17 protein-coding genes are annotated in these 19222 nt (G+C 55.5%); 1 reads left to right on the plus strand and 16 read right to left on the minus strand.

The genetic code is table 11. The features are described from left to right. Positions 1-350 precede the first annotated feature (350 nt). The 14 genes from HF679_RS03465 to HF679_RS03530 form a co-directional block, all read right to left on the minus strand. Positions 351-767 (minus strand): YbjN domain-containing protein, encoded by a 417-nt coding sequence (locus HF679_RS03465; protein ID WP_123754803.1) that lies wholly within the window; start codon positions 765-767, stop codon positions 351-353. Between the two features lie 537 nt (positions 768-1304). After that, a complete protein-coding gene (locus tag HF679_RS03470; protein ID WP_123754802.1) occupies positions 1305-2132 on the minus strand; it encodes an MIP/aquaporin family protein in 828 nt (275 codons plus the stop codon). 95 nt (positions 2133-2227) lie between these two features. After that, positions 2228-3145, minus strand: coding sequence for a glycyl-radical enzyme activating protein (locus tag HF679_RS03475; RefSeq protein ID WP_123754801.1), 918 nt, complete (start codon positions 3143-3145; stop codon positions 2228-2230). Between the two features lie 109 nt (positions 3146-3254). Then, positions 3255-5798, minus strand: coding sequence for a glycyl radical diol dehydratase GrpM (grpM, locus tag HF679_RS03480; protein ID WP_174508094.1), 2544 nt, complete (start codon positions 5796-5798; stop codon positions 3255-3257). Between the two features lie 177 nt (positions 5799-5975). Next, positions 5976-6275 (minus strand): hypothetical protein, encoded by a 300-nt coding sequence (locus HF679_RS03485; protein WP_123754799.1) that lies wholly within the window; start codon positions 6273-6275, stop codon positions 5976-5978. Between the two features lie 25 nt (positions 6276-6300). Beyond that, positions 6301-7809 (minus strand): aldehyde dehydrogenase family protein, encoded by a 1509-nt coding sequence (locus HF679_RS03490; RefSeq protein ID WP_187042613.1) that lies wholly within the window; start codon positions 7807-7809, stop codon positions 6301-6303. Positions 7810-7850: 41 nt separating this feature from the next. Further along, the gene (gene pduB, locus HF679_RS03495) at positions 7851-8636 is read right to left on the minus strand and encodes a propanediol utilization microcompartment protein PduB (protein WP_123754797.1); all 786 of its coding nucleotides are present in this window, start codon (positions 8634-8636) and stop codon (positions 7851-7853) included. 21 nt (positions 8637-8657) lie between these two features. After that, the gene (grpH, locus tag HF679_RS03500) at positions 8658-8939 is read right to left on the minus strand and encodes a propanediol utilization system shell hexameric protein GrpH (RefSeq protein WP_123754796.1); all 282 of its coding nucleotides are present in this window, start codon (positions 8937-8939) and stop codon (positions 8658-8660) included. A 201-nt stretch (positions 8940-9140) separates the two neighbouring features. After that, positions 9141-10352, minus strand: a complete 1212-nt coding sequence (tdcD, locus tag HF679_RS03505; protein WP_187042614.1) for a propionate kinase — start codon at positions 10350-10352, stop codon at positions 9141-9143. A gap of 26 nt (positions 10353-10378) precedes the next feature. Then, positions 10379-10888 (minus strand): GlcG/HbpS family heme-binding protein, encoded by a 510-nt coding sequence (locus tag HF679_RS03510; RefSeq protein WP_123754794.1) that lies wholly within the window; start codon positions 10886-10888, stop codon positions 10379-10381. A 19-nt stretch (positions 10889-10907) separates the two neighbouring features. Further along, a complete protein-coding gene (locus HF679_RS03515; protein ID WP_123754793.1) occupies positions 10908-11180 on the minus strand; it encodes a EutN/CcmL family microcompartment protein in 273 nt (90 codons plus the stop codon). After that, positions 11162-11917 (minus strand): hypothetical protein, encoded by a 756-nt coding sequence (locus tag HF679_RS03520; RefSeq protein WP_187042615.1) that lies wholly within the window; start codon positions 11915-11917, stop codon positions 11162-11164. Before HF679_RS03520 ends, HF679_RS03515 begins: the two co-directional genes overlap by 19 nt. A 33-nt stretch (positions 11918-11950) precedes the next feature. Next, positions 11951-12643, minus strand: coding sequence for a phosphate propanoyltransferase (gene pduL, locus HF679_RS03525; RefSeq protein WP_187042616.1), 693 nt, complete (start codon positions 12641-12643; stop codon positions 11951-11953). A 124-nt stretch (positions 12644-12767) separates the two neighbouring features. After that, the gene (locus tag HF679_RS03530; RefSeq protein WP_187042617.1) at positions 12768-13883 is read right to left on the minus strand and encodes a 1-propanol dehydrogenase PduQ; all 1116 of its coding nucleotides are present in this window, start codon (positions 13881-13883) and stop codon (positions 12768-12770) included. A 462-nt stretch (positions 13884-14345) separates the two neighbouring features. Here HF679_RS03530 and HF679_RS03535 point away from each other — a divergent pair, with 462 nt between their 5' ends. After that, positions 14346-14978, plus strand: a complete 633-nt coding sequence (locus HF679_RS03535) for a LysE family translocator (RefSeq protein ID WP_187042618.1) — start codon at positions 14346-14348, stop codon at positions 14976-14978. A 772-nt stretch (positions 14979-15750) separates the two neighbouring features. Here HF679_RS03535 and HF679_RS03540 read toward each other — a convergent pair. Next, on the minus strand, positions 15751-16485 hold the full coding sequence (locus tag HF679_RS03540) for a hypothetical protein (protein WP_123754788.1): 735 nt from the start codon (positions 16483-16485) through the stop codon (positions 15751-15753). After that, positions 16482-19220 (minus strand): glycosyltransferase, encoded by a 2739-nt coding sequence (locus HF679_RS03545; RefSeq protein ID WP_187042619.1) that lies wholly within the window; start codon positions 19218-19220, stop codon positions 16482-16484. Before HF679_RS03545 ends, HF679_RS03540 begins: the two co-directional genes overlap by 4 nt. Between the last annotated feature and the right edge of the window lie 2 nt (positions 19221-19222).

Genomic DNA, 19222 nt, shown 5'->3' on the forward strand with positions numbered 1-19222 from the left:
TGGGTATCGCTGCATCTCGTTCACCCGCTTCGGAGTTCAAGACATCAGGCTTACCGCGAGCTGAGACTGCTCGACTCTCAGGCATCTCGTGCAATGAAAACCAGAAGCCGGTTGCTTATTCATGGGGAAATACCCTACATCTGTCTCTATTTGTTTCCATCTATCCAGCAGAGGAAGAGGGGGGAATGTATTTTGTTAGTGACTTGTTGGTTTTTATTGTGATGTGTGTGATTTCTGTTATGAGTTAATTGTATTTTATGAAATGCTCTTCTGGCATGCAGTTCAATATATTGTTATGGAGTGGGTTTATATTTATTGTTTTTATAAAAAGGGGCTGACGCCCCTTTTTGTTAACCAAAAATAGTGTCAAAACCACCATTGTCAACTATGGCCTCGACAGATTTTTGGAAGCTCTTGATGTTGTAGACGATGGCTTTTGCAGAAGTGTCTCCTTTTAAATCAATGTCATAATCAAATCTAACACAACCATCATCCTCATCAATCATCGCTTTTGCAAAATAGAATGATGCGTTAATTTTATTAACTAATTTATATTTTTCAAGCTCATCGGTTTCAGTGTTTCCGGTGAATAACGTGTATACCATTAGCCTGTCTTTTGTTTCAGACAGGCGTAATGTTGTTCGAAATCTTTCATGTAATACAACACTAACATCTTCATTTAACGTTGGATTCATGAATGCGTTATCAAAAATTTGGAATAATACGTTTAATGATATGTTATCTTTTGTGAAAAATTGCTGAGACATGTGTTTATCCTGAGTGTTAGTGCTAAGTCATTTATATGATATATTGTTAATTTATCACTATCTATACTTATTATATTTGGTTTTAGCGTGTGTGTTGATGTTTTTTGCCACTTATCTAGTGTTGACAGCATATTTATAGGCGTTAACCATAGCGCAAAAAACATCCCAGAGACATCTATCTGTCCCAGTCTCAACCACACTCAGTGATCAGGTTTTTCCATTCTATACCTTCTATCATAAGCAATGTCATCGTCGTACGTGCTGATGACCGCGCAGACTCTTGTGTCGCTTCTCGCTGTGAGTTCAAGTGATGGATACCGCACACGGGTTAAACTGCTCTACGGATTATTCATCGTGTAGTGTTTTTCTCGACCCTCGTTTCGTTGTCGCGCGACACTTATGCGCCTTTGTTGTCTGTAAACTGATAGATCTGTTCTTTTTTGCGAGAGAGGGATACGAAGGCAGTCAGAAAAACATCGGTGGGGAACACTCCGCCATGCGCTGCAGCCGCTGGCGGAGTGGGAGGCGTCAGGTCAATTAAGGCGTTGGTTGATTTACTGTCGTATCGACGGCTTTTGCGGCAGGCAGATTGCGCACGATACCGTAGCGGTAAATCATTGCGCCGAGGATCCCACCAATGACCGGCGCGATTAACGGCACGAGGAAGTAGGGGATCTCCCTGCCGCCGGTCATCGCCATCGAGCCCCAGCCATTAAGCCAGGTAAACAGTTTGGGGCCGAAATCACGGGCCGGGTTCATGGCGAATCCGGTGAGCGGCGCGGTTGCCGCACCGATAACCGCCACCAGCAGGCCGATCAGCAGCGGCGCCAGCGGCCCTTTCGGCACGCCGTTACCGTCATCGGTCAGGGCCATAATCAAGCCAATCAGCATCGAGGTAATGACGATCTCCACCAGCCCCGCGAGCCACACGCTGATGCTTGCTGCCGGGTAGGTCGAAAAGATACTGGCCAGATACAGACTCTCCTGGCTGCCGCGCACCATGTGATGCGCTTGCTCGTAATCGGCGAACAAATTGTGGTACAGCACGTAGGTCAGCGCGGCGCCGCAGAACGCCCCGGCCATCTGCGCCAGAATATAGGGCAGCACTTTTTTGGCGTCAAAGCGGGCAAACATCCATAACGCAATGGTCACCGCCGGGTTAAGGTGCGCGCCGGAAGTGCCGGCGGTCAGGTAGACCGCCAGCGCAATGCCCAGCCCCCACACCACGCAAATTTCCCAAAGACCAAAGCTGGCGCCGGCAAGCTTTGCCGCAGACAGCACGCTGGTGCCGAAAAATATAAACAGCCCGGTACCAAGAAATTCGGCAATGCACGGCCCGGTGACGGATTCTCGAGAGTGGCTCATCGTTTTTTTTCCTGTATTAAGCGAGGCGTTCTGCCCCCGCTTAACGATTGGGGGACAAGGGATAAGAGGTTAAAATCATTATTGTTGAGTCAGGTCTAACCGCCGATATGGCAATGAAATCCCAGCGATTCCACGACTTTTTTCAGCTCTGCCATTTTGTCTTCTGAGTGCGAGCCCGCCTCGCCCATCGGATAAATGCGGCCCAGCAGGCTGTATTTATTTTCCCCAAAGGTGTGATAAGGCAGCAGGTGAATGGTATCCACACCAGACATCAGGCGGGCAAATTCAGCGATGTTGCGAATCTCCTCCGGGGTGTCGTTAACGCCGGGGATCACCGGGATACGCACAATGACGTGAGTGATAAAAGAGATGCGAATCAGGTTTTCGAGGATGATGCGGTTATCGACACCCGTGTTGTGTTGATGAATGGCGGGGTTGACGGCTTTAATATCCGTCAGCGCCAGGTCGACCCACGGGAAGACATCCTCGATCACCGCTTTGGTGGTCATGCCGGTGGTCTCCATCGCCGTGTGCCAGCCTTTGGCTTTACAGGCTTTTAAGAGTTCACGGGCAAACACCGGCTGCGCCAGCGGCTCGCCGCCTGACAGCGTGATGCCGCCACCGGAGCGGCGAAATAAGTTCTCTTCTTTCTGCAATTCGCGGACCACCTCACTGACGGTCATGCGTTTGCCTTTCATCTCCAGCGCCTGGGTCGGGCAGACGGCAGTGCATTCGCCGCACTGGATACAGCGCTCGCGGTCGATAAAAAATGGATTCTCCGGGGAAAGCGCGCGCTGCTTGCAGGCATCCACGCATTTTCCACAGCGGATACAATCGCTTTTTTTATAGATAAGCTCCGGCTGCGGGCGCTGCGATTCCGGGTTGCTGCACCACTTGCAGGCCAGCGGACAGCCTTTGAAAAAGGGGATCGTGCGGATGCCGGGGCCATCATGCAGGGAGTAGCGTTGAATGTTGAATAACACGCCTTCGGTATCGTATTCGACTCTGTTCATAACATCACTCGTCAAAAAAGCGACCTCCAGGCAACAGCAAGTCAGCCGCTAAAATCGGGTCTGATACAGGGCCACACGTCGCCGTATGGCCCTGGCAGGTCAGGCAAAATCAGAATTGCTGCTCGGTACGGCTGATGATGTCATCCTGGACTTCTTTTGCCAGTACCACGAACTGCGCGCTATAGCCCGCGACGCGCACCACCAGATCCTGGTGCTGTTGCGGATTTTTCTGCGCTTCCAGCAAGGTGTTGCGGTCGATAACGTTAAACTGGACGTGCATCCCTTTCTTATCGAAGTAGTTACGCACCAGCCCGCCGAAGTTGCGCAGACCTTTTTCTCCCGCCAGCGAAGAGGGGAGGAATTTCTGGTTGTAGAGCGTGCCGTTCGAAGCGATAAAGTGATCCAGTTTGGCTACCGAGTTGGCGGCAGCGGTTGGGCCGAGGGTGTCTTTCCCCTGGCGCGGCGATACGCCATCGGCCAGCGGCTCTTTCGCCAGACGGCCGTCCGGCAGGGCGCTGACGTCCTTACCAAACAGCACGTTCGCCGACACCGGATAGATACCGGCCTGGAAACGCCCGCCGCGTGGGTTGGTGTATTTCTCCACTTCCTGGCAGTAGATCAGCGCGCAGTTGCGGGCGACCAGATCCACCTCGTCGATGTCGTTACCAAAGCACGGCGTATTTTCCAGAATGTGGCGAATCTCTTCGTAACGCGGATTCCCTGCGGATGGCGCAGGGCTGGCGCTGGCGAGCTGGCGATAGACCTCGTTTTTAATCGCCGCCGGATCCAGCGAACCATGCTGGTCGATAATGCGTTTCACCACCTCGTAAACATCCTGCTCGCCCAACGACGATTTCGCCGCTGCGGAATGCGGGGTGCCGCCGACCGGGTAGCCAAAGTTGGCATCCAGCGCCCCCTTCAGTTCCTGAAGCGTCAGGCGACGATCTTCGAAGACCTGTTTCTGGATGGCGTAGACCGAGTCGCCGGTATCGGCGATGCCGAAGGCCTGCGGGCCGGTAAAGTTGTAGATCGCGCCGCCTTCCTGCAGGGATTTTCCGCGCCCGATACAGTCATCCACCAGCGCCGATAAGAACGGCAGCGGGCAACGTTCGCCGTGGGCGATGTCGACGCTGTTGCACGCTTCAACCAGCTGGTGGACAAAGTGCGCCATCTGCTGTTTGAAGGCGGCGTAGAAGTCGTTCATGCCGCTGTACTGGGTCATTTCGCCGGTCATTGGACCGAGCTGCTTGCTGCCGGAACGCCCGTTGTTGAGCGTGATTTCCAGCACCTTCGCCACGTTGAAGAAGGCGGCGTCGTGCCAGCCTTCGGTGCGGTGCGGCGCCTGCGGCTCTACGCACCCGATAATGCAGTAGTCGCGCGCATCGTGCAGGGAGACGCCCCGGTTTTGCAGCGCCGGAATGATCACTTCGTCGTTGTACATGGCCGGGACGCCCAGCCCCAGACGCACCAGTTCGCAGGCGCGGTAGAGGAACTCGTCCGGCGTGCCCTGCCAGACGCGAATGGAGAAAGAGGGTTGCGGCAGGCGGACGTGGGCCGTGGCTTCCATACACATGTAGGTTAACGGGTTAGTGGCATCGCGACCGTCTTCCGTCTGACCGCCGACGCACAGGTTCTGGAACACCGCGTAACCGGCGAAGGCCTGGGCGGAAATTTCGTCGCGGGTTTTGTTGATATCGTTCAGCTTGATCCAGCAGCAGTCCACCAGCTCCTGGGCAAATTCGCTGCTGATGGCGGTATCCGCCGCCAGGTAGGGATACATGTACTGGTCGAAACGGCCGGGAGAGATCGAGTGACCGCTGGACTCAATCTGCAGCATGCTCTGAATAAACCAGAACGTCTGGCAGGCTTCCCAGAAGGTGGTCGCGCCGTATTCCGGCACGCGAGTACAGTTATTGGCAATCTGTTCCAGCTCGCGCTGACGGGTCGGATCGCGTTCTTCGCGGGCCAGACGGGTAGCTTCCTGAGCGTAGCGGTGCGCGAAGTTGATCGCTGCCTGATAGCTCACAATAACGGCGTGGTAGAACTGCTCTTTCTTGATGTAATCCGGGCTGCTGCGGTCGAGGCGCTCCAGCGCGCGATTGACCTCATCAATGATCCCGCGGAAGCCGATTTTTAGCACCTTGCCATAGTCGACGCTGACGTGTCCGACGCCGCCAAAGAAGTAGTTGCCCACCGTGAAAACGCCGTTGCCCATGCTCTCTTTGGTCCCTTCGGACATATAAGACGCGGCGAGCGAACTGGTGGTTTTACCCGGCCAGTATTTAAACGCCTGGTGCAGTTCATCGGCGGTTTTTTTCTCAATAATAAACGGGTCGGCAACCCGCTTCTCCATGGTGTCGAATTCTTTTTCAACCCAGTCATAAGAGAATTCAGGACATATTTCCGTCGAGCGTGGATTAATTGTGACAGCGCCGACAATTAATTCATCAGGACGAATAGTGACCGGCAGCTCATTAAATATTTTCTCAACCACTTTGGCCCGGCGCATAATAGCTGGCAGCTGTTCGTTTTCTTTATAAGCTTCGGTTGCCAGCACCGCACGTTCAGATTCGACATAAGGTTTAGCATGCAGAATCATATTTTTAAGTCTGACGACACGGTCGGTCGGATGAGTAAAACCTTTTTCTAACATACAGTAACTCCCTAAATGATATATACCTGTTGTCTTTCAATGAGCAGGGGTGTTGGCTGCATCTTGAAAGCCCTGTGGTATACGCGTGGTTAATAACCACATCTGAATTTTGTTTACCTGACGGAAGTGCCGGGTACGTGAGTTAATCGATAATCTTGTTGCCGGTTAAATAAACGCTCAGAAAGGACTGTCGTCATCCTCAATAATACGCATGGCTTCATTTACCGCGGCGATTTCGCCGAATAGCGCCAGCGTCGTAATATGTTGCGGACAGCTGCCAAAGATCTCCGATACCGCCACATGTGCACTTTTACTTGCCAGGTCTGCGTAAAAATAGAGGTCCGGTACTGGCAACATCATCAACCCGATGGCGTCAATGCGCAGACCTTCCAGCCGGTTGCGCGCTTCCGAAGGCATACGCCTTTTGAGCATGGCGAGCGTTTCCGGCGTGGGCGCGTTGATAATGCGTTTTTTCATGATCGAGTCAGCCATCCTGCGTCCGTCAACGAATATTGAGCGCTTCAACCATCACACAGCGGCGGTGTCTGGCGTACGAGCGGGCCGAAGTCAGACCTTCACCGGTGGGGCCGGCGATGGTAAAGGTCGCGTGACCTTCACCGCCGACGCCTAACCCGGCGTAGGACGGGCCGTTTTTGACAAAAATAGTGGTCTGGATCAGTCGCGCCATTTTGGTCAGTTTTTCGACGTTGGTGGAGTGCATCATGGCCGTGTGGCGATGACCATGTTCAACTTTTACCGCCAGGTCGATGGCTTCATCGACGTTTTCAACCCGCACCACCGGCAACACCGGCATCATTAATTCATGCACGACGAAGGGGTGATCGCGCTCGGTTTCCATCAGGATAACTTTGATCTCTTCCGGTACGCTGATGCCGATTTGCTGCAGAATGTAGCGCGCATCTTTCCCGACAAATGCGGTGCTCGGGCCATTGCCTTTTTCATTCAGCACCAGCGTCTGCAGTTGCTGAATATGCTGCTTGTCGCACAGCAGCCAGGCGCCGCTTTTTTTCATGCAGTGAATGAGATAGTCCGCCACCTCATTGACGACAATGACCTCTTTTTCCGCCACGCAGGGTAGGTTGTTGTCGAAGCTGCAGCCGTTGATGATGTCCCGGGCGGCTTTTTCGATATTGGCGGTTTCATCCACCACGACAGGGGGATTGCCTGCACCAGCGCCAATCGCTTTCTTGCCGGATGACATCACGGTTTTCACGATTCCCGGCCCGCCGGTGGCGACCAGCATGTTGATACGCGGATCGCCGATTAAGGCATTGGTGTTGTCAATCGACGGGTTGGCGACCGTTACCACCAGATTGGCGGGCGCGCCGAGGCGAGCCAGTTGCTGATTAATTAACGTGACGCAGTGCAGCGACACCTGACGTGAACGCGGGTGTGGGCTAAATACCACGGCGTTGCCTGCCGCCAGCATCCCGATGGTGTTGTTGATGATGGTTTCGGTCGGATTGGTGGTCGGGGTGATCGAGCCAATCACGCCATAGGCGGAATATTCGGTTAATGTCAGACCGCCGTCGCCGCTGATCGCCGCGGTGGTGAGGTCTTCAATCCCCGGGGTTTTTTGCGCGGCCACGCGGTTTTTCACCAGCTTGTCGGCATAATTTCCCATTCCGGTCTCTGCTACCGCCATGGTAGAGAGGGTATGCAGGATCTCTTCCTGCAGGAAAAACTGGCGAATACCATTAACAAAGCCGGCGCGATCCTGCATTGAGCAGTGGCGATACTGGATGTACGCCTGCTGCGCTGCGGTAATTGCGGCATCCATGGTGGCAAAAACACCGTCTCCTGAGGCACTGTCGACAACGTTGGCAGTTTCGCTACGGCTGGCGAGCACGCTGGCGACAATCGCATCGATGTTGCTGCTTTCGAGCGACGATGCGGCTGTCGTGGCGCGTGGCTCAGGGTCCGGCGCGGTCGTTTTGGTGTATTTACTCAGCACGCGGGAGACGGCCTGAGTAATATCAAGATCGTTCATGCTGTATCTTCCTTACTTCGCTTCGCTCGTGACTGCCACCGTCAAATGTACGGCGTGGTGGTTGATGTGATGGGGGCCGGGTCGAGCGTGGCCAGCAGTTGTTTTCCGACGTCCCGGGCGGCAATCACCGCCTGGCGTACCGCGCCGGAATCACCGGCAAAGGTGAAGATCACTTCGTTACTGAAGCTGGTGCCGTGCGCCGGACTGGCGTAGCCCACCGGCTCGATAACCGCGGCTTTTGCCGCCGCATCGGCCACCACGATGCCAATCGCCGCCGGTGACGCGCAGGTCATCCCGAAGGATTTGCCTATCGGGGCACCGAACGCTTTGTTCAGGGCGTTGCTGGCGCGGGCGGTGTACTGGAACTCCAGATGACCGGCCGGGGAGCCATAAACGTCGCCCATGGTGCGCTGAATTTCGCCCAGGGCGACTTCCACCGCGCGGCGTACATCGGAAACATCGGAGGCGCCGAAAACGATCAGGCAGCCATGTCCACCGCCACCCTCGGTATCGCGAGCCAGCTCAATCGACAGAATTTCGCTGTTGGTGGCTTTAATGGCTTCATCCGCCGCAAAGATATGCGGGCCGGCCCCGGTACGGGCGCCAAGAATACCGATTGAGCGATATTTCTTGTCGATGTTCATAACTTCATGTAATTGATGATCGACATTGGCAATGACTAATCCAATGGTATGCCCGAGGGCGGTCCCGACAAATTCGGTTAAACCGCAGCCAATAAAGCTGGCCGCCGTTTTGTTATTTGCGCGATCATCAGTCTGCTGGTGCATTACTTCAGATATAATCTGCTCAACAAGATTATCTCTCATGGTCGGTATCCTCTGGCTTTATTAACTGATCGCTTTCGGCAGGATTTTTTCCACTTCGATATGCGGGCGTGGAATAACGTGTACGGAGACCAGTTCACCCACTTTAGTGGCTGCCGCTGAGCCTGCATCCGTGGCCGCTTTTACTGCTCCGACGTCGCCGCGAACCATTACGGTCACCAGGCCAGAACCAATTTTTTCATAACCAACCAGGGTCACGTTGGCGGATTTCACCATGGTATCTGCGGCTTCAATTGCGGATACCAGACCTTTTGTTTCAACCATACCTAATGCTTCTTGTTGCATAACGACCTCAATATTTCCAGGTGAGAGTAAAAGTAAGTCATGAAATAACCACAGCGGTTGAGTTCATCGACTTAATAAATTCATGCACTACGATGTTATTGCGCGATGGACAAAATGTTTTGCCCGTCAGAGAGACTTTCTTGTTTTCCGCTTTTCGGCTGGACAATAAAATCCTCCCCGAATGACAAGGACGGAAAACGCTCAGGCGGCGCCTTCCAGCTGCGGGGCGAGCGCCGCCGCATCTTGCGCAATCATCTGCTCTTCATTGGTGGGGATCACCGCGACAACCGGCGACTCCGGGCGCGAAATGATCCCCTGCCGACCGCCGACCATTTGCGCATTGCTGTCCGGGTCGAGCTGCACCCCAAAGATCGCCAGCCGCTCGGCGGTCAGCTCGCGCACCAGCGCTGAGTTTTCCCCGATACCGCCGGTAAAGATCAGGGCGTCGAAGCGATGCAGGGAGGCAAGATGGGCGCCAAGATGGCGGGCAAGACGGTGAACCATGACATCAATCGCCAGGGTTGCCCGGGGATCGCCGTGGCTGCGGGCCTCCTGTAACGTGCGGCAATCGCTGGAAAGACCCGACAGGCCAAACAGTCCGGCTTCGTTATTGGCCATGTTGTACAGCGATTCGATTGTCTGTCCGGTGCAGCGGGCGATATAGGCCGCGGCGCCTAAATCCAGGTCGCCGCAGCGGGTTCCCATCACCAGGCCCTCGAGCGGCGTCATGCCCATCGAGGTATCCACGCTGTGGCCGTTTTTGACCGCGCAGACCGACGAGCCATTGCCGAGATGGGCGATCAGAATGCCGTGGTCAGTGGGATCCAGTCCCAGGCGCTCGACGGCTTCGGCGGCGATAAAGCGGTGAGACGTGCCATGAAAGCCGTAGCGCCTGACCTGCAGCTGCTGTAAATAGGTCAACGGAATGGCGTAGGTGTAGGCTTCCGGCGGCAGCGTCTGATGAAAGGCGGTATCAAATACCGCAACCTGCGGCAGTTCGGGGAGCAGCGCCATCGCCGCCTCAATCCCTATCAGGTTGGCTGGATTGTGCAGCGGTGCCAGCGCCGATAGTTCGCGGATCCGCTCGATGACCGTCGGCGTCAGGCGCACCGAGTGCTTGAAATCACTCCCGCCGTGTGCCACCCGATGGCCGATGGCGCCCACATCCGGCAGCAGCGCCAGCGCGTCGAGCCGGACGAACAGCGCTTGCAGCGCGCAGTTATGGCTGGCGCCCTGAAGCGCCTCGCTGGTTTTATTTCCCGCCGCATCTTTAAAGGTGATGCTGGCGTCCTGTAGACCGAGCTTCTCCGCGATCCCGGAGAGCACCGGGGTGTGCTGGTTGCGCGGAATAACGGAAAACTTAAGGGACGATGACCCACAGTTGATAACCAGAACCAGTGACGCTGACGACATAAAGACCCCTGCTGTAGCTGTGTTGTTTAGAAAGATTCATTGAATGGTGTGAGTGAAAACCGCTCGCGGCTAAAACGCGCCAGGGTCTGGGTGGCAATTGTCATGTCTTCCTCGACGCTCCCACCGCTGATCCCGATAGCGCCGAGCAAGACGCCACCCGACCAGCAGGGCAGCCCACCGCCAACGCAGCAGAGACCTTGCGCGTGCTGCAGACCATACAGGCTGGCACCGGGCTGTACGTCGCCCGCGAGCTGCTGGGTCGGCATTCTGAGAGCGACCGCGCTCCACGCCTTTTGCGTCGCCAGGGTATGGCTGATCAGCAGAGCGTTATCCTGACTAAAGAAGTAACGCTGCAGGCCGTGGGCATCCACCAGGCTGAAAACGATGGGCACGTGCAGCTCGTTCGCGGCGGCTTCGGCATAGCGGGCCAGAGAGGCCGCATCCGTCAGGCTCAGCGAGGCCGGAGGCGAGGTTAACTGACGGGTAATCGCCTCATTGATACAGCGATCGAGATCGGCATCCGGGGTGGGGCGCATGGTGTCTCCTCCGTGGCGCTTACAGGGCGTTCAGATCGAGCGAGTCGACGATACCGACCACGGCGGCATCAATGACGGAATGCTCTTTGCTGGTGGTCATCCGCGCGGAGCTGCCGGTGGTGACGATCACCGTTTCGCCATTTCCCGCGCCGACAAAGTCGACGGCGACCTGTGCCGTGCCGGTGGGCTGATAGTGTTCATCCAGGCGGGCGACAATCAGTAATTTCGCGCCGTTGAGCGAGGCATGTTTGGTGGTTGAAACCAGCGCCCCGGTTACTTTTGCCAGATACATATTTCCTCCTGCGGTTCCTGCGCAATGACAATGCCCCGGTCGCGAATAGCATCGCGCGCGGCGGGAGTGATAAGCGTCCGCGGTCCGATGGACAGCACCGCGCCGGTGGGATGCTGGCGCACATCGCTGAGCGTGAGCAGCGCTTTACCGGCCGGCATTGCAGGGCCGGGCTCGCGCTTCGCCATGGGGCGGCCAATCACCGTGATGCCGTACTCCCCGAGCGTGGCGACGTAACTGGCCAGCCGTGCCCGTAAGGCCGGCGGGAGCAGGCTGGTGCCGTCGTCCCGGCACTCGGCATTGAGCGTGACGATGGTCGGGGTATTCCGGCTCAGGGCGTGAAACGCCCAGCGGCACACCCGGTTATCACGAATACCTAACGCGATTTTGCTCAGACTGTTGCTGGACAACGAAGGCAGATACAGGCCGGAGAACGCGGCTTCCGTTTGCCCGGGGTCCCGGTTGTCGCACAGCGCGTCGACGCCACGACGCGCCAGCGCCGCCAGACAGGATGCGGGCAGCGACGCCTGCATGGCGCTATGGGAAAAGGTCATGACCAGCAGATAGCCGCTGCGGTCCAGCGCCGTCAGGCAATCCAGCGTCGTTGGGAGCGCGGTGAGATCCTCCCCGCTGACGACCACCCGCATGACCTTATCGTGGGTCTGTAGCCGCCGCCGGCGTTGAGCCAGCATGTCGGCAATCAGGCTGTCGAGGTGCTGCGAGAGTTGCTGTGCATCCATGGTGATCCTCCTCAGCAACCGGGCATGGCGCGGTCAGTCATGATGGCGTTCCATGACGGCGCGTGTGACGCAATCGCCGTTGCGTAAGCCAAAGCCGTTGGCCTCTTCAACATCAACATGCATTTCCAGTACCGCATCGGCGCTTACCCGGACCACCACGTGGCTGAGAATCCCGCCGCGATAGCCGTCGATACGCACGTCAATTTCCATGCCGTCGCGCAGGGCGTGCTGTTCGGCCTCGGCAGGTGAAATATGAATGTGTCGCCAGGCGACAATGGCGCCGTCGGTTTTGCTGACCCGTCCACGCGGGCCGATAATCTCGATCCCCGGCGAGTCCTGCAGATCGCCAGACATTCTGACCGGCGCCTTGACGCCGAGGGTGAAGCTGTCGGAGACGGAGATTTCAATCTGGGTGGCGCTGCGCAATGGGCCAAGGACCCGCACCTTCGTGAGCTCTCCTTTAGGCCCGCGCAGCGTCACCGTCTCTTCGGCGGCATACTGGCCCGGCTGTTTGACCGCTTTCATGCGGGTGAGGGTGGAACCATAGCCAAACAGGACGTCCATATCTTCCCGGCTCAGGTGAACGTGACGGTTCGAGATGCCAACGGGGATGCTTAACGTCGGGGCGGCGCGGTATTCACCGCGTATTGCGCCCGGGCCACGGGTCTTAAGTTCCTGAAGGATTTCACGGGCGATCCATTCGGCTTGCTGCTGGGTGTCATTCATAGCGTCAACAACCTGAAAGTGATGAAAAGAGCGGTACCAGCATATTCAGTCCCGCGCTGGCCTTTTTGCGGTTACGCAGGACTTTTTTGACGGTCCGTCGCAGGCAGGACAATCTTGTCCAGATTTAGCTGGCGATGGCGCTCAGCAGACGGTCGACATCCGCAGCGCTGGGGCGACAGGGATTAGTGAGCGTGCACCCGTCCGCCAGGGTGGCGGCGATCAGCGCCTGGCGCAGAGATTCCACTTCCGCTGGTGCGTTGCCCAGCGCCTGCAGCGTGGAGGGAATACCAAACCGCTGATTCATCTCGCGGATGCTGGCTGTCAGCGCCCGCAGGGTGTGGTCTGGCGTTTCGCCGTGGATACCCATGATGGCGGCGCATTTCAAATATCTCATCCGCGCACGTGGGGCGTGTCGGGTATTGTGTTCAATAATGAGGGGCAGCAGCATGGCGTTAATTTTGCCGTGCGCAATATGCAACATCCCGCCGATGGCGTGCGCCATGCCGTGCACTAAGCCCAGTCCTGCCGAGTTAAACGCCATGCCGGCCATGCAGGAGGCGTTGTGCATATGGCCCCGCGCCGCAATATTGTGCTCATCGTCAAACACCTCGGGCAGGTGTTGCCAGACCAGCGCAATGGCTTTTTCGGCGAGCGCGTCGCTAAAGTCATTTGCCCCGGTGGATACCAGCGCCTCGATGGCGTGGGTCAGTACGTCCATGCCGGTATCTACGGCAACCTGACGGGGAACGGACAGCACCAGATTCGGGTCGAGAATGGCGCAGTCCGGGACCAGAGCTTCGGCGATCAGAGGATATTTACGGCCGTTTTGCGGGTCGGAGATAATGGCATAGGCGGTCACTTCAGAACCGGAACCGCTGGTGGTCGGAATGGCGATAAGCTCGATGGCGTGGCCGGGCAGGTACTCTTCCAGCGTCACCTTAATGCCTTTGGCGGCATCCAGAGAAGAGCCGCCGCCCAGGGCGATGATGACGTCGGGCTTAAAGCTTTTAAACTGGGTGGCGCCAACCTGCAGGATCTCCACGCTGGGATCGGGTTTGACGTCGCTGAAAATCGAGACGCTGGCCTGCGGCATTTCATTAATCAGGTAGCGTGTTTTACCGGATGTCACCATAAAACTGTCAGTCACAATGGCCACATTTTTATGGTTCAGGCGCTGCAATGTGTGGATCGCGTCGTCACCAAAATAGATGTCAGGAAGAGAAAAGAAATAGCTCGCCATCTTTCGATTACCTTATCCCTTAAGTGTATTTCGGGGTTAAAGAGAGAGCATGATTGTGTCATGGCGGGTGGGCGACAACGCTGGCTATGCTTGTGCACCGGCAGGATTAAGTTGCGGTGGTGAAGGGCGATGGACAAAATAATGCAGTGGGGTGCGAGGGAAACACGCCGGATAACTCATCTTTGATAGTGCAGAAATATTGCCAAAGTCGTCAGCAAAGAGAACGGTATTGTATTTGATCTCGTTAAATAATTTATCATTTCCGGTCTTTTTCTAGACCTGATAAATGAATCATCCGCTATCACTCCGTCATTAAATCAATATGGAAAAATATCACGTCACCTGTTTCGGTATTCTGTGGTATTTTGGCAATCCGTTCCATAAAACTAGCTTAATAGTACAAGCATTAAAGTAGAACCTTTTGCTGTAGTGCAACCCCCCTCTTTGGGACAAGGAGTCCATATGATAAACACACTGATTTTCTACGCTGTTTCCTCTCTGGCCGTCACCATTATTCCGGGGCCTACCATGCTGCTGGCGCTTTCAAACGGGACAACCAGGAGGGTAAAAGTGATTAGCATGGGAATACTGGGGGCTGCATGTTCAGATATCATACTGATCGGCGCTGCCGCGCTTGGCCTCGGAGCCGTCATGGTGGCATCGGAAACACTTTTCAGCGTGGTCAAATGGGTGGGGGTGATTTATCTCCTGTGGTTGGCCGTATCTCTTTTCCGGGCAAAGGTTTCATCTCGACTTTCTACGGAAGTAAACGCTGCTCATCCTCATATCACGTACGGAAACTCAGCATTTATCCGGAGCCTGTTTGCCGCGCTGTCTAACCCCAAGGGACTGTTATTTTTTGGCGCATTTCTGCCGCAATTTCTGGACATGACACAACCTGCTATACCCCAGTATGTCTCTTTTGCATTGCTGACCGTTATGATTGATGTCGTTATTATGGCGTGCTACGCCATGGCTGGCTATTACGCCGCACGTTACCTGTCAGTCCGCTATCTGACATGGATGAATCGTATCAGTGCGGCAACGCTGGCCTGCATGGCTACCGGGCTTGCACTGTACCGGCGGCAGGCCTGAAAACCGTCGGCGCTTAAAGCCTCCCGGAAAGGGGCTTAGGTTTGCATCCACTTTTTTGTTGTTGGCTTTTACTTTGAGAGACTGGCTATGCAAGTCATTCTGCGTCTGTCGCTTCTGCCGTTATTGAACTCACTGGAGTACTCAACTTTAGCTGCGCTTTAACGATGTCATCTGAGATGCGATGCAACATAAAATCCACGCCATGGCGTGGATTTTATGTTTCAGGCGTGATTAACAGAACCCCCGGAGATGTCCCGTTGCCGGAAGGGAAATCAGACGTTGAACCGTTATTTAAATCATAATGTATTGATTATAATTATTTAATTAATATGATTCTTTATTGGTACTCATTTTGAAGTTGGCTCACATTGCGTAATGCAAAGGCCGTAGATTCGCCGCGCTAAGTCTTAAACGAAAGGTGATCCTACCCACGTAATGGGGACACCGCCCTAAGTGAGGTTTTCGTGTTCAAATTGTTCCGGCCGGAGGCCGCCAAAGGCACTGTGACGGCTGCCAGGCCGAAAACGGATGAGAAACGGTGCGCCGGGCTTTCATGGCAACGGCTGGTGCTCCTTGTTTAGCCGTATCCTGAAATCTCTTAAGAATGTGGTGCGGGGCGATCTCTCTGACCGATTGCGGGGAAAACCATTAGGCTCAGATATATCCCACCCCAGTTTCGGCCCCGCAACCAGTGCATCCAAGTCAATAATTTCATTGTTGCCCTGGAAGGTGTAATGCCCGTTCAGCAAAATGTGCTAGCCGGGGGCAGGGATCACTTCTCATTCAAGAGTTTTACCAACTGGTTAATGCCGTCCAGCGATTTTTGCCAGTCAGGCATCCCATCCCAGCATGCCGGAGCGGGAGTGGTTTTGACATACAGGGTCGGAACATCATTAATCAAAAAACCGCCGCTGCGCAGGTAAAAGCCCTGCAGATCGCAAATGCGGCTGTATTTATCCGCCCCTGGCGTCATGAAACTGGCAATTTTTTTCAGGTCCGAGCGGGTGGCTGCCAGCCCTTTTGCTGAGGTATTACTTTTTATCTCATCAGCTACCTGCGCAATGGTGCCTGCCTCGATAGCGTCATCCAGGTTGACGAATTTACCCTGGCTTACCCAGCTGGCCAGGTAACCTGTACAGGTTTTGGCCTTTTCAGTGGCACAGTTGAGCGGTGTCAGCAGGCTGGGGCGAAAATCGACCGTCGCCAGCCCGGATTGTTTCACCTTTGTCAGGTTGCTGACTTCCTCATTAATCAACGTGTTGCAACTCTTGCCGTCATAGTCGGTATTCTGGCAAACCAGCAGGGCAATCGTAGGGATACTGGCTATCTGACAGGCCATTTTATCCTCACCTTTGGGCGTGGCGGAGCAAAAGGTGGAGTAAGGAATATTGGGTTTAATTTTGTCTATTTTGGCGGCTGCCTGAGAGAAATCATCGGCATAGCTGTTACTGACAGAGGCAAACAGCAGTGCGGCGATGCTGGCAGGCAAAAGGTACCGGGTATTCATCGTGTTGCTCCTGTGACTGAGGTTTCGGGGAAAGTGCCAGTCGTAGGGCTGGCGGCACGTTGTGCATGATGAGTGCAAATGGCTTTGATCACCTGCTTAACGAGAATATCGGGTGCAGTATCTGGGGAGGATAAAGCAGGGCTAATCGCCAGTTGCTCCGGCTGTGTCACCACGCGCAGCGCTTCGCCATACATTGCATGAAGCTGCTGCGCGAGCACGGAGTGCTCTACCGGACAAACCATCGTCACGCTACCGTCCCAGGGGGCCGAGTATTTTGCGGGTGGCGGGAAGTGTTGACTAAAAGCTGTGCCATGGTGAACCGTACGGAGTTGTTGCAACCGCTGGACGTTCTGCGCGTAGTGTGGGTTGGCGGCAATATGTTCTTGCTGGCGACAGTAACCGGCACTCAGGGGATGATAAAGATGCCAGAGTGGGCGCCCTGTGTCGCGGGTGAAGGCCGCCGTGCCCAGCACGCTGGCCTTGTGGAACCAGGCATTATCCTCTCCCCCCCAACCCACAAACGTTTCATCCATACCGCCGTGGCGGAGGACAAAATCGGTCCGTGCCAGCACGGCTCCTCCCTGTGCGCCACTGCGTTGCTGGAACACCGGCGAACAGGTTTCTGGTCGACGTTGTTCAGCCTGCACCTGCAGGCTCTCTTCTTCGCCGAGGAAATTGATCGTACTCCAGGGGATCAGGCAGTCGAGTTGCCGCGCCTCGCACTCCTGCCAGGCCAGGCGGATAAAATCTTGCGGCAGCAGTAAATCCGCATCCAGCCACAATAGGTAGCGGGTATGCACAAAAGGTAAGGCGATATTCAGAGCCCGCGCTTTGCTAAATGGCGATGATGTACAGGCGAACAGGTAGTCGTCGGCAAGCTTCGTCGCAACGGCCTGCGCATGAGGCTGGTTATCCAATTCGACAACCAGCACGCGGCGCACGTCAGGCTGCTGTTTAAGCCCAGCCAGCATACATTGCAATGCCGCTATCCGGGTTTTTCCGGCGAACGGCACTATAATGCTCACACCATCATCGAGCTCTGCGGGCATCGCCAGATGTGGCACGGTGGACGTGTTACGAAGTAGCGGCGCCCGTGGATGCAGAGAAGGTGGTGTGTTACCCAACAGCGTCTGTATCGCCGGTAACCAGAATTGCGGCCATTGCTCGGCAAAATCCCAGTGTTGTTGTAGCCAGGCCCGGTTTTGCAAGCCGCGCTCGCGCAGGAGCTGGGGGCCAAGTGTTATCAGCTCGCTGAGGATATTTTCCAGCGTATCCAGGCTGGCGCAAACAAAAGGGGAGCTGGCGTCAGGGGCACACTGCTGTAAAACGGCGGCAATATCGGGTTTCAGCCCTAAACCATTGACCACCACAGCACCTGCCGCCAGGCCTTCCAGGCTGTTGCGATGGTAGCTGCCGGTGACACACTCATCGATAACGATATGCGCGCGCCGTTTCATCTCCATCGATTGTGTAAAATCGACCTGCCCGGCTTCCAGCGTCAGTAGACGAAGTGGATAGCGCTGTGCCAGTCGCGTCAGGATAGCCATTGTTCGTTGGTAACCTTTGCCGTGCCAGTACAAACGATGATTGGCCGGGTACTCGTCATGTTTCACACTCGGCGTGTAAGCAATGGTCACCGTGGCCTCTTTCTCGGCATCGTCAAAGAGCGGATTGCACAGTGGCATCGGGTTCGGTACCGCCCGCCACTGTGCGAACTCTTCCAGCGAGGCCTGATATTGCGCTACCACCAGCCCGGGCATGCCGCGCGCGACAAATTGTCGATCGACATTGCTGATGTAATTATGGGCGAGGGTGATCACCGGTTTATTCGCCAGCAATGCCTTGTGCTGCGGCGCGGTAAAACCGTTATGCACGATCAGCAGATCGGCTGCCTCCAGCAGGGCGCAGGCAATATCCGGCTGTTTTTCCCACTCCACTTCACGCTCAAACCGCACGCCATTCCCATAGTGGTTTGTCGCCCATACGGTGCGGCACCGATGCGGGGTGTAATGTTCGATGCATTCGCTCAACAGTTTTGGCACTCCGACAACTGGCGTGGTGGCATAAGAGACGATATTCAGGGATTTAGTGCTTTTCGCCTGGCGGCCGAAAGCGGAAAGCGACTGGTACGGCAAGGTTTCGACAGCGCTGTGCTGGCTGAGGTTAACCACCTCCACACCATGGCGTGCGGCGGCATCAACCAGCCGGGCGTATTCCTGGCGGATTCTCGGCAGTTCATGGCTGAGCGAGTGACGCCCCGTTTGTGCGAAGAAGTGGTGGTCGGTGAAATCCATGCCGATAAAACCGATGCGTTTAGCGCCCATGAACATTGCCAGGCACGCCGCAACGTAGGTGGAGTTACGGGTGTAAGGCAACGAATGACGGTCGTTTATCTCCACGCCGCCGTATTGCCCCAGCATGAAACGCACCGTCACCGGATGCGCAATATCCAGTGCAAGATGGCTGAATATCGCTTTCGCCTGTGATTGCTCGATATGCGCAAAGCGCTCGGGGGTGAACTGATGGCGTGAGTTGAGCACGACCAGGTAATCCGGATGAAATTTACGGCCAATGTCGTTTACGCCAATGGTCAGGTAGTGCTCCGCGTCGTGCAACTGGTTGAGTGAGTTACCGCAGCCGCACACCAATATGGTTTCGCCGGCGTGGCTCTGATAATAGTCCGCGAAATTTGCCGGCAAGGTGGGCGGTTGAACTAGCGACTGGGCACTTTCCATCG

Origin of the sequence: Enterobacter sp. JUb54 (assembly GCF_014298075.1) — a bacterium.
Taxonomy (GTDB): Bacteria; Pseudomonadota; Gammaproteobacteria; order Enterobacterales; family Enterobacteriaceae; genus Klebsiella; species Klebsiella lignicola.

Excerpts from the sequence above, each read along its gene's own strand:
- HF679_RS03465 (WP_123754803.1), bottom strand. The coding sequence starts at position 767 with ATGTCTCAGCAATTTTTCACAAAAGATAACATATCATTAAACGTATTA.
- HF679_RS03470 (WP_123754802.1), bottom strand. The coding sequence starts at position 2,132 with ATGAGCCACTCTCGAGAATCCGTCACCGGGCCGTGCATTGCCGAATTT.
- HF679_RS03475 (WP_123754801.1), bottom strand. The coding sequence starts at position 3,145 with ATGAACAGAGTCGAATACGATACCGAAGGCGTGTTATTCAACATTCAA.
- grpM (WP_174508094.1), bottom strand. The coding sequence starts at position 5,798 with ATGTTAGAAAAAGGTTTTACTCATCCGACCGACCGTGTCGTCAGACTT.
- HF679_RS03485 (WP_123754799.1), bottom strand. The coding sequence starts at position 6,275 with ATGAAAAAACGCATTATCAACGCGCCCACGCCGGAAACGCTCGCCATG.
- HF679_RS03490 (WP_187042613.1), bottom strand. The coding sequence starts at position 7,809 with ATGAACGATCTTGATATTACTCAGGCCGTCTCCCGCGTGCTGAGTAAA.
- pduB (WP_123754797.1), bottom strand. The coding sequence starts at position 8,636 with ATGAGAGATAATCTTGTTGAGCAGATTATATCTGAAGTAATGCACCAG.
- grpH (WP_123754796.1), bottom strand. The coding sequence starts at position 8,939 with ATGCAACAAGAAGCATTAGGTATGGTTGAAACAAAAGGTCTGGTATCC.
- tdcD (WP_187042614.1), bottom strand. The coding sequence starts at position 10,352 with ATGTCGTCAGCGTCACTGGTTCTGGTTATCAACTGTGGGTCATCGTCC.
- HF679_RS03510 (WP_123754794.1), bottom strand. The coding sequence starts at position 10,888 with ATGCGCCCCACCCCGGATGCCGATCTCGATCGCTGTATCAATGAGGCG.
- HF679_RS03515 (WP_123754793.1), bottom strand. The coding sequence starts at position 11,180 with ATGTATCTGGCAAAAGTAACCGGGGCGCTGGTTTCAACCACCAAACAT.
- HF679_RS03520 (WP_187042615.1), bottom strand. The coding sequence starts at position 11,917 with ATGGATGCACAGCAACTCTCGCAGCACCTCGACAGCCTGATTGCCGAC.
- pduL (WP_187042616.1), bottom strand. The coding sequence starts at position 12,643 with ATGAATGACACCCAGCAGCAAGCCGAATGGATCGCCCGTGAAATCCTT.
- HF679_RS03530 (WP_187042617.1), bottom strand. The coding sequence starts at position 13,883 with ATGGCGAGCTATTTCTTTTCTCTTCCTGACATCTATTTTGGTGACGAC.
- HF679_RS03535 (WP_187042618.1), top strand. The coding sequence starts at position 14,346 with ATGATAAACACACTGATTTTCTACGCTGTTTCCTCTCTGGCCGTCACC.
- HF679_RS03540 (WP_123754788.1), bottom strand. The coding sequence starts at position 16,485 with ATGAATACCCGGTACCTTTTGCCTGCCAGCATCGCCGCACTGCTGTTT.
- HF679_RS03545 (WP_187042619.1), bottom strand. The coding sequence starts at position 19,220 with ATGGAAAGTGCCCAGTCGCTAGTTCAACCGCCCACCTTGCCGGCAAAT.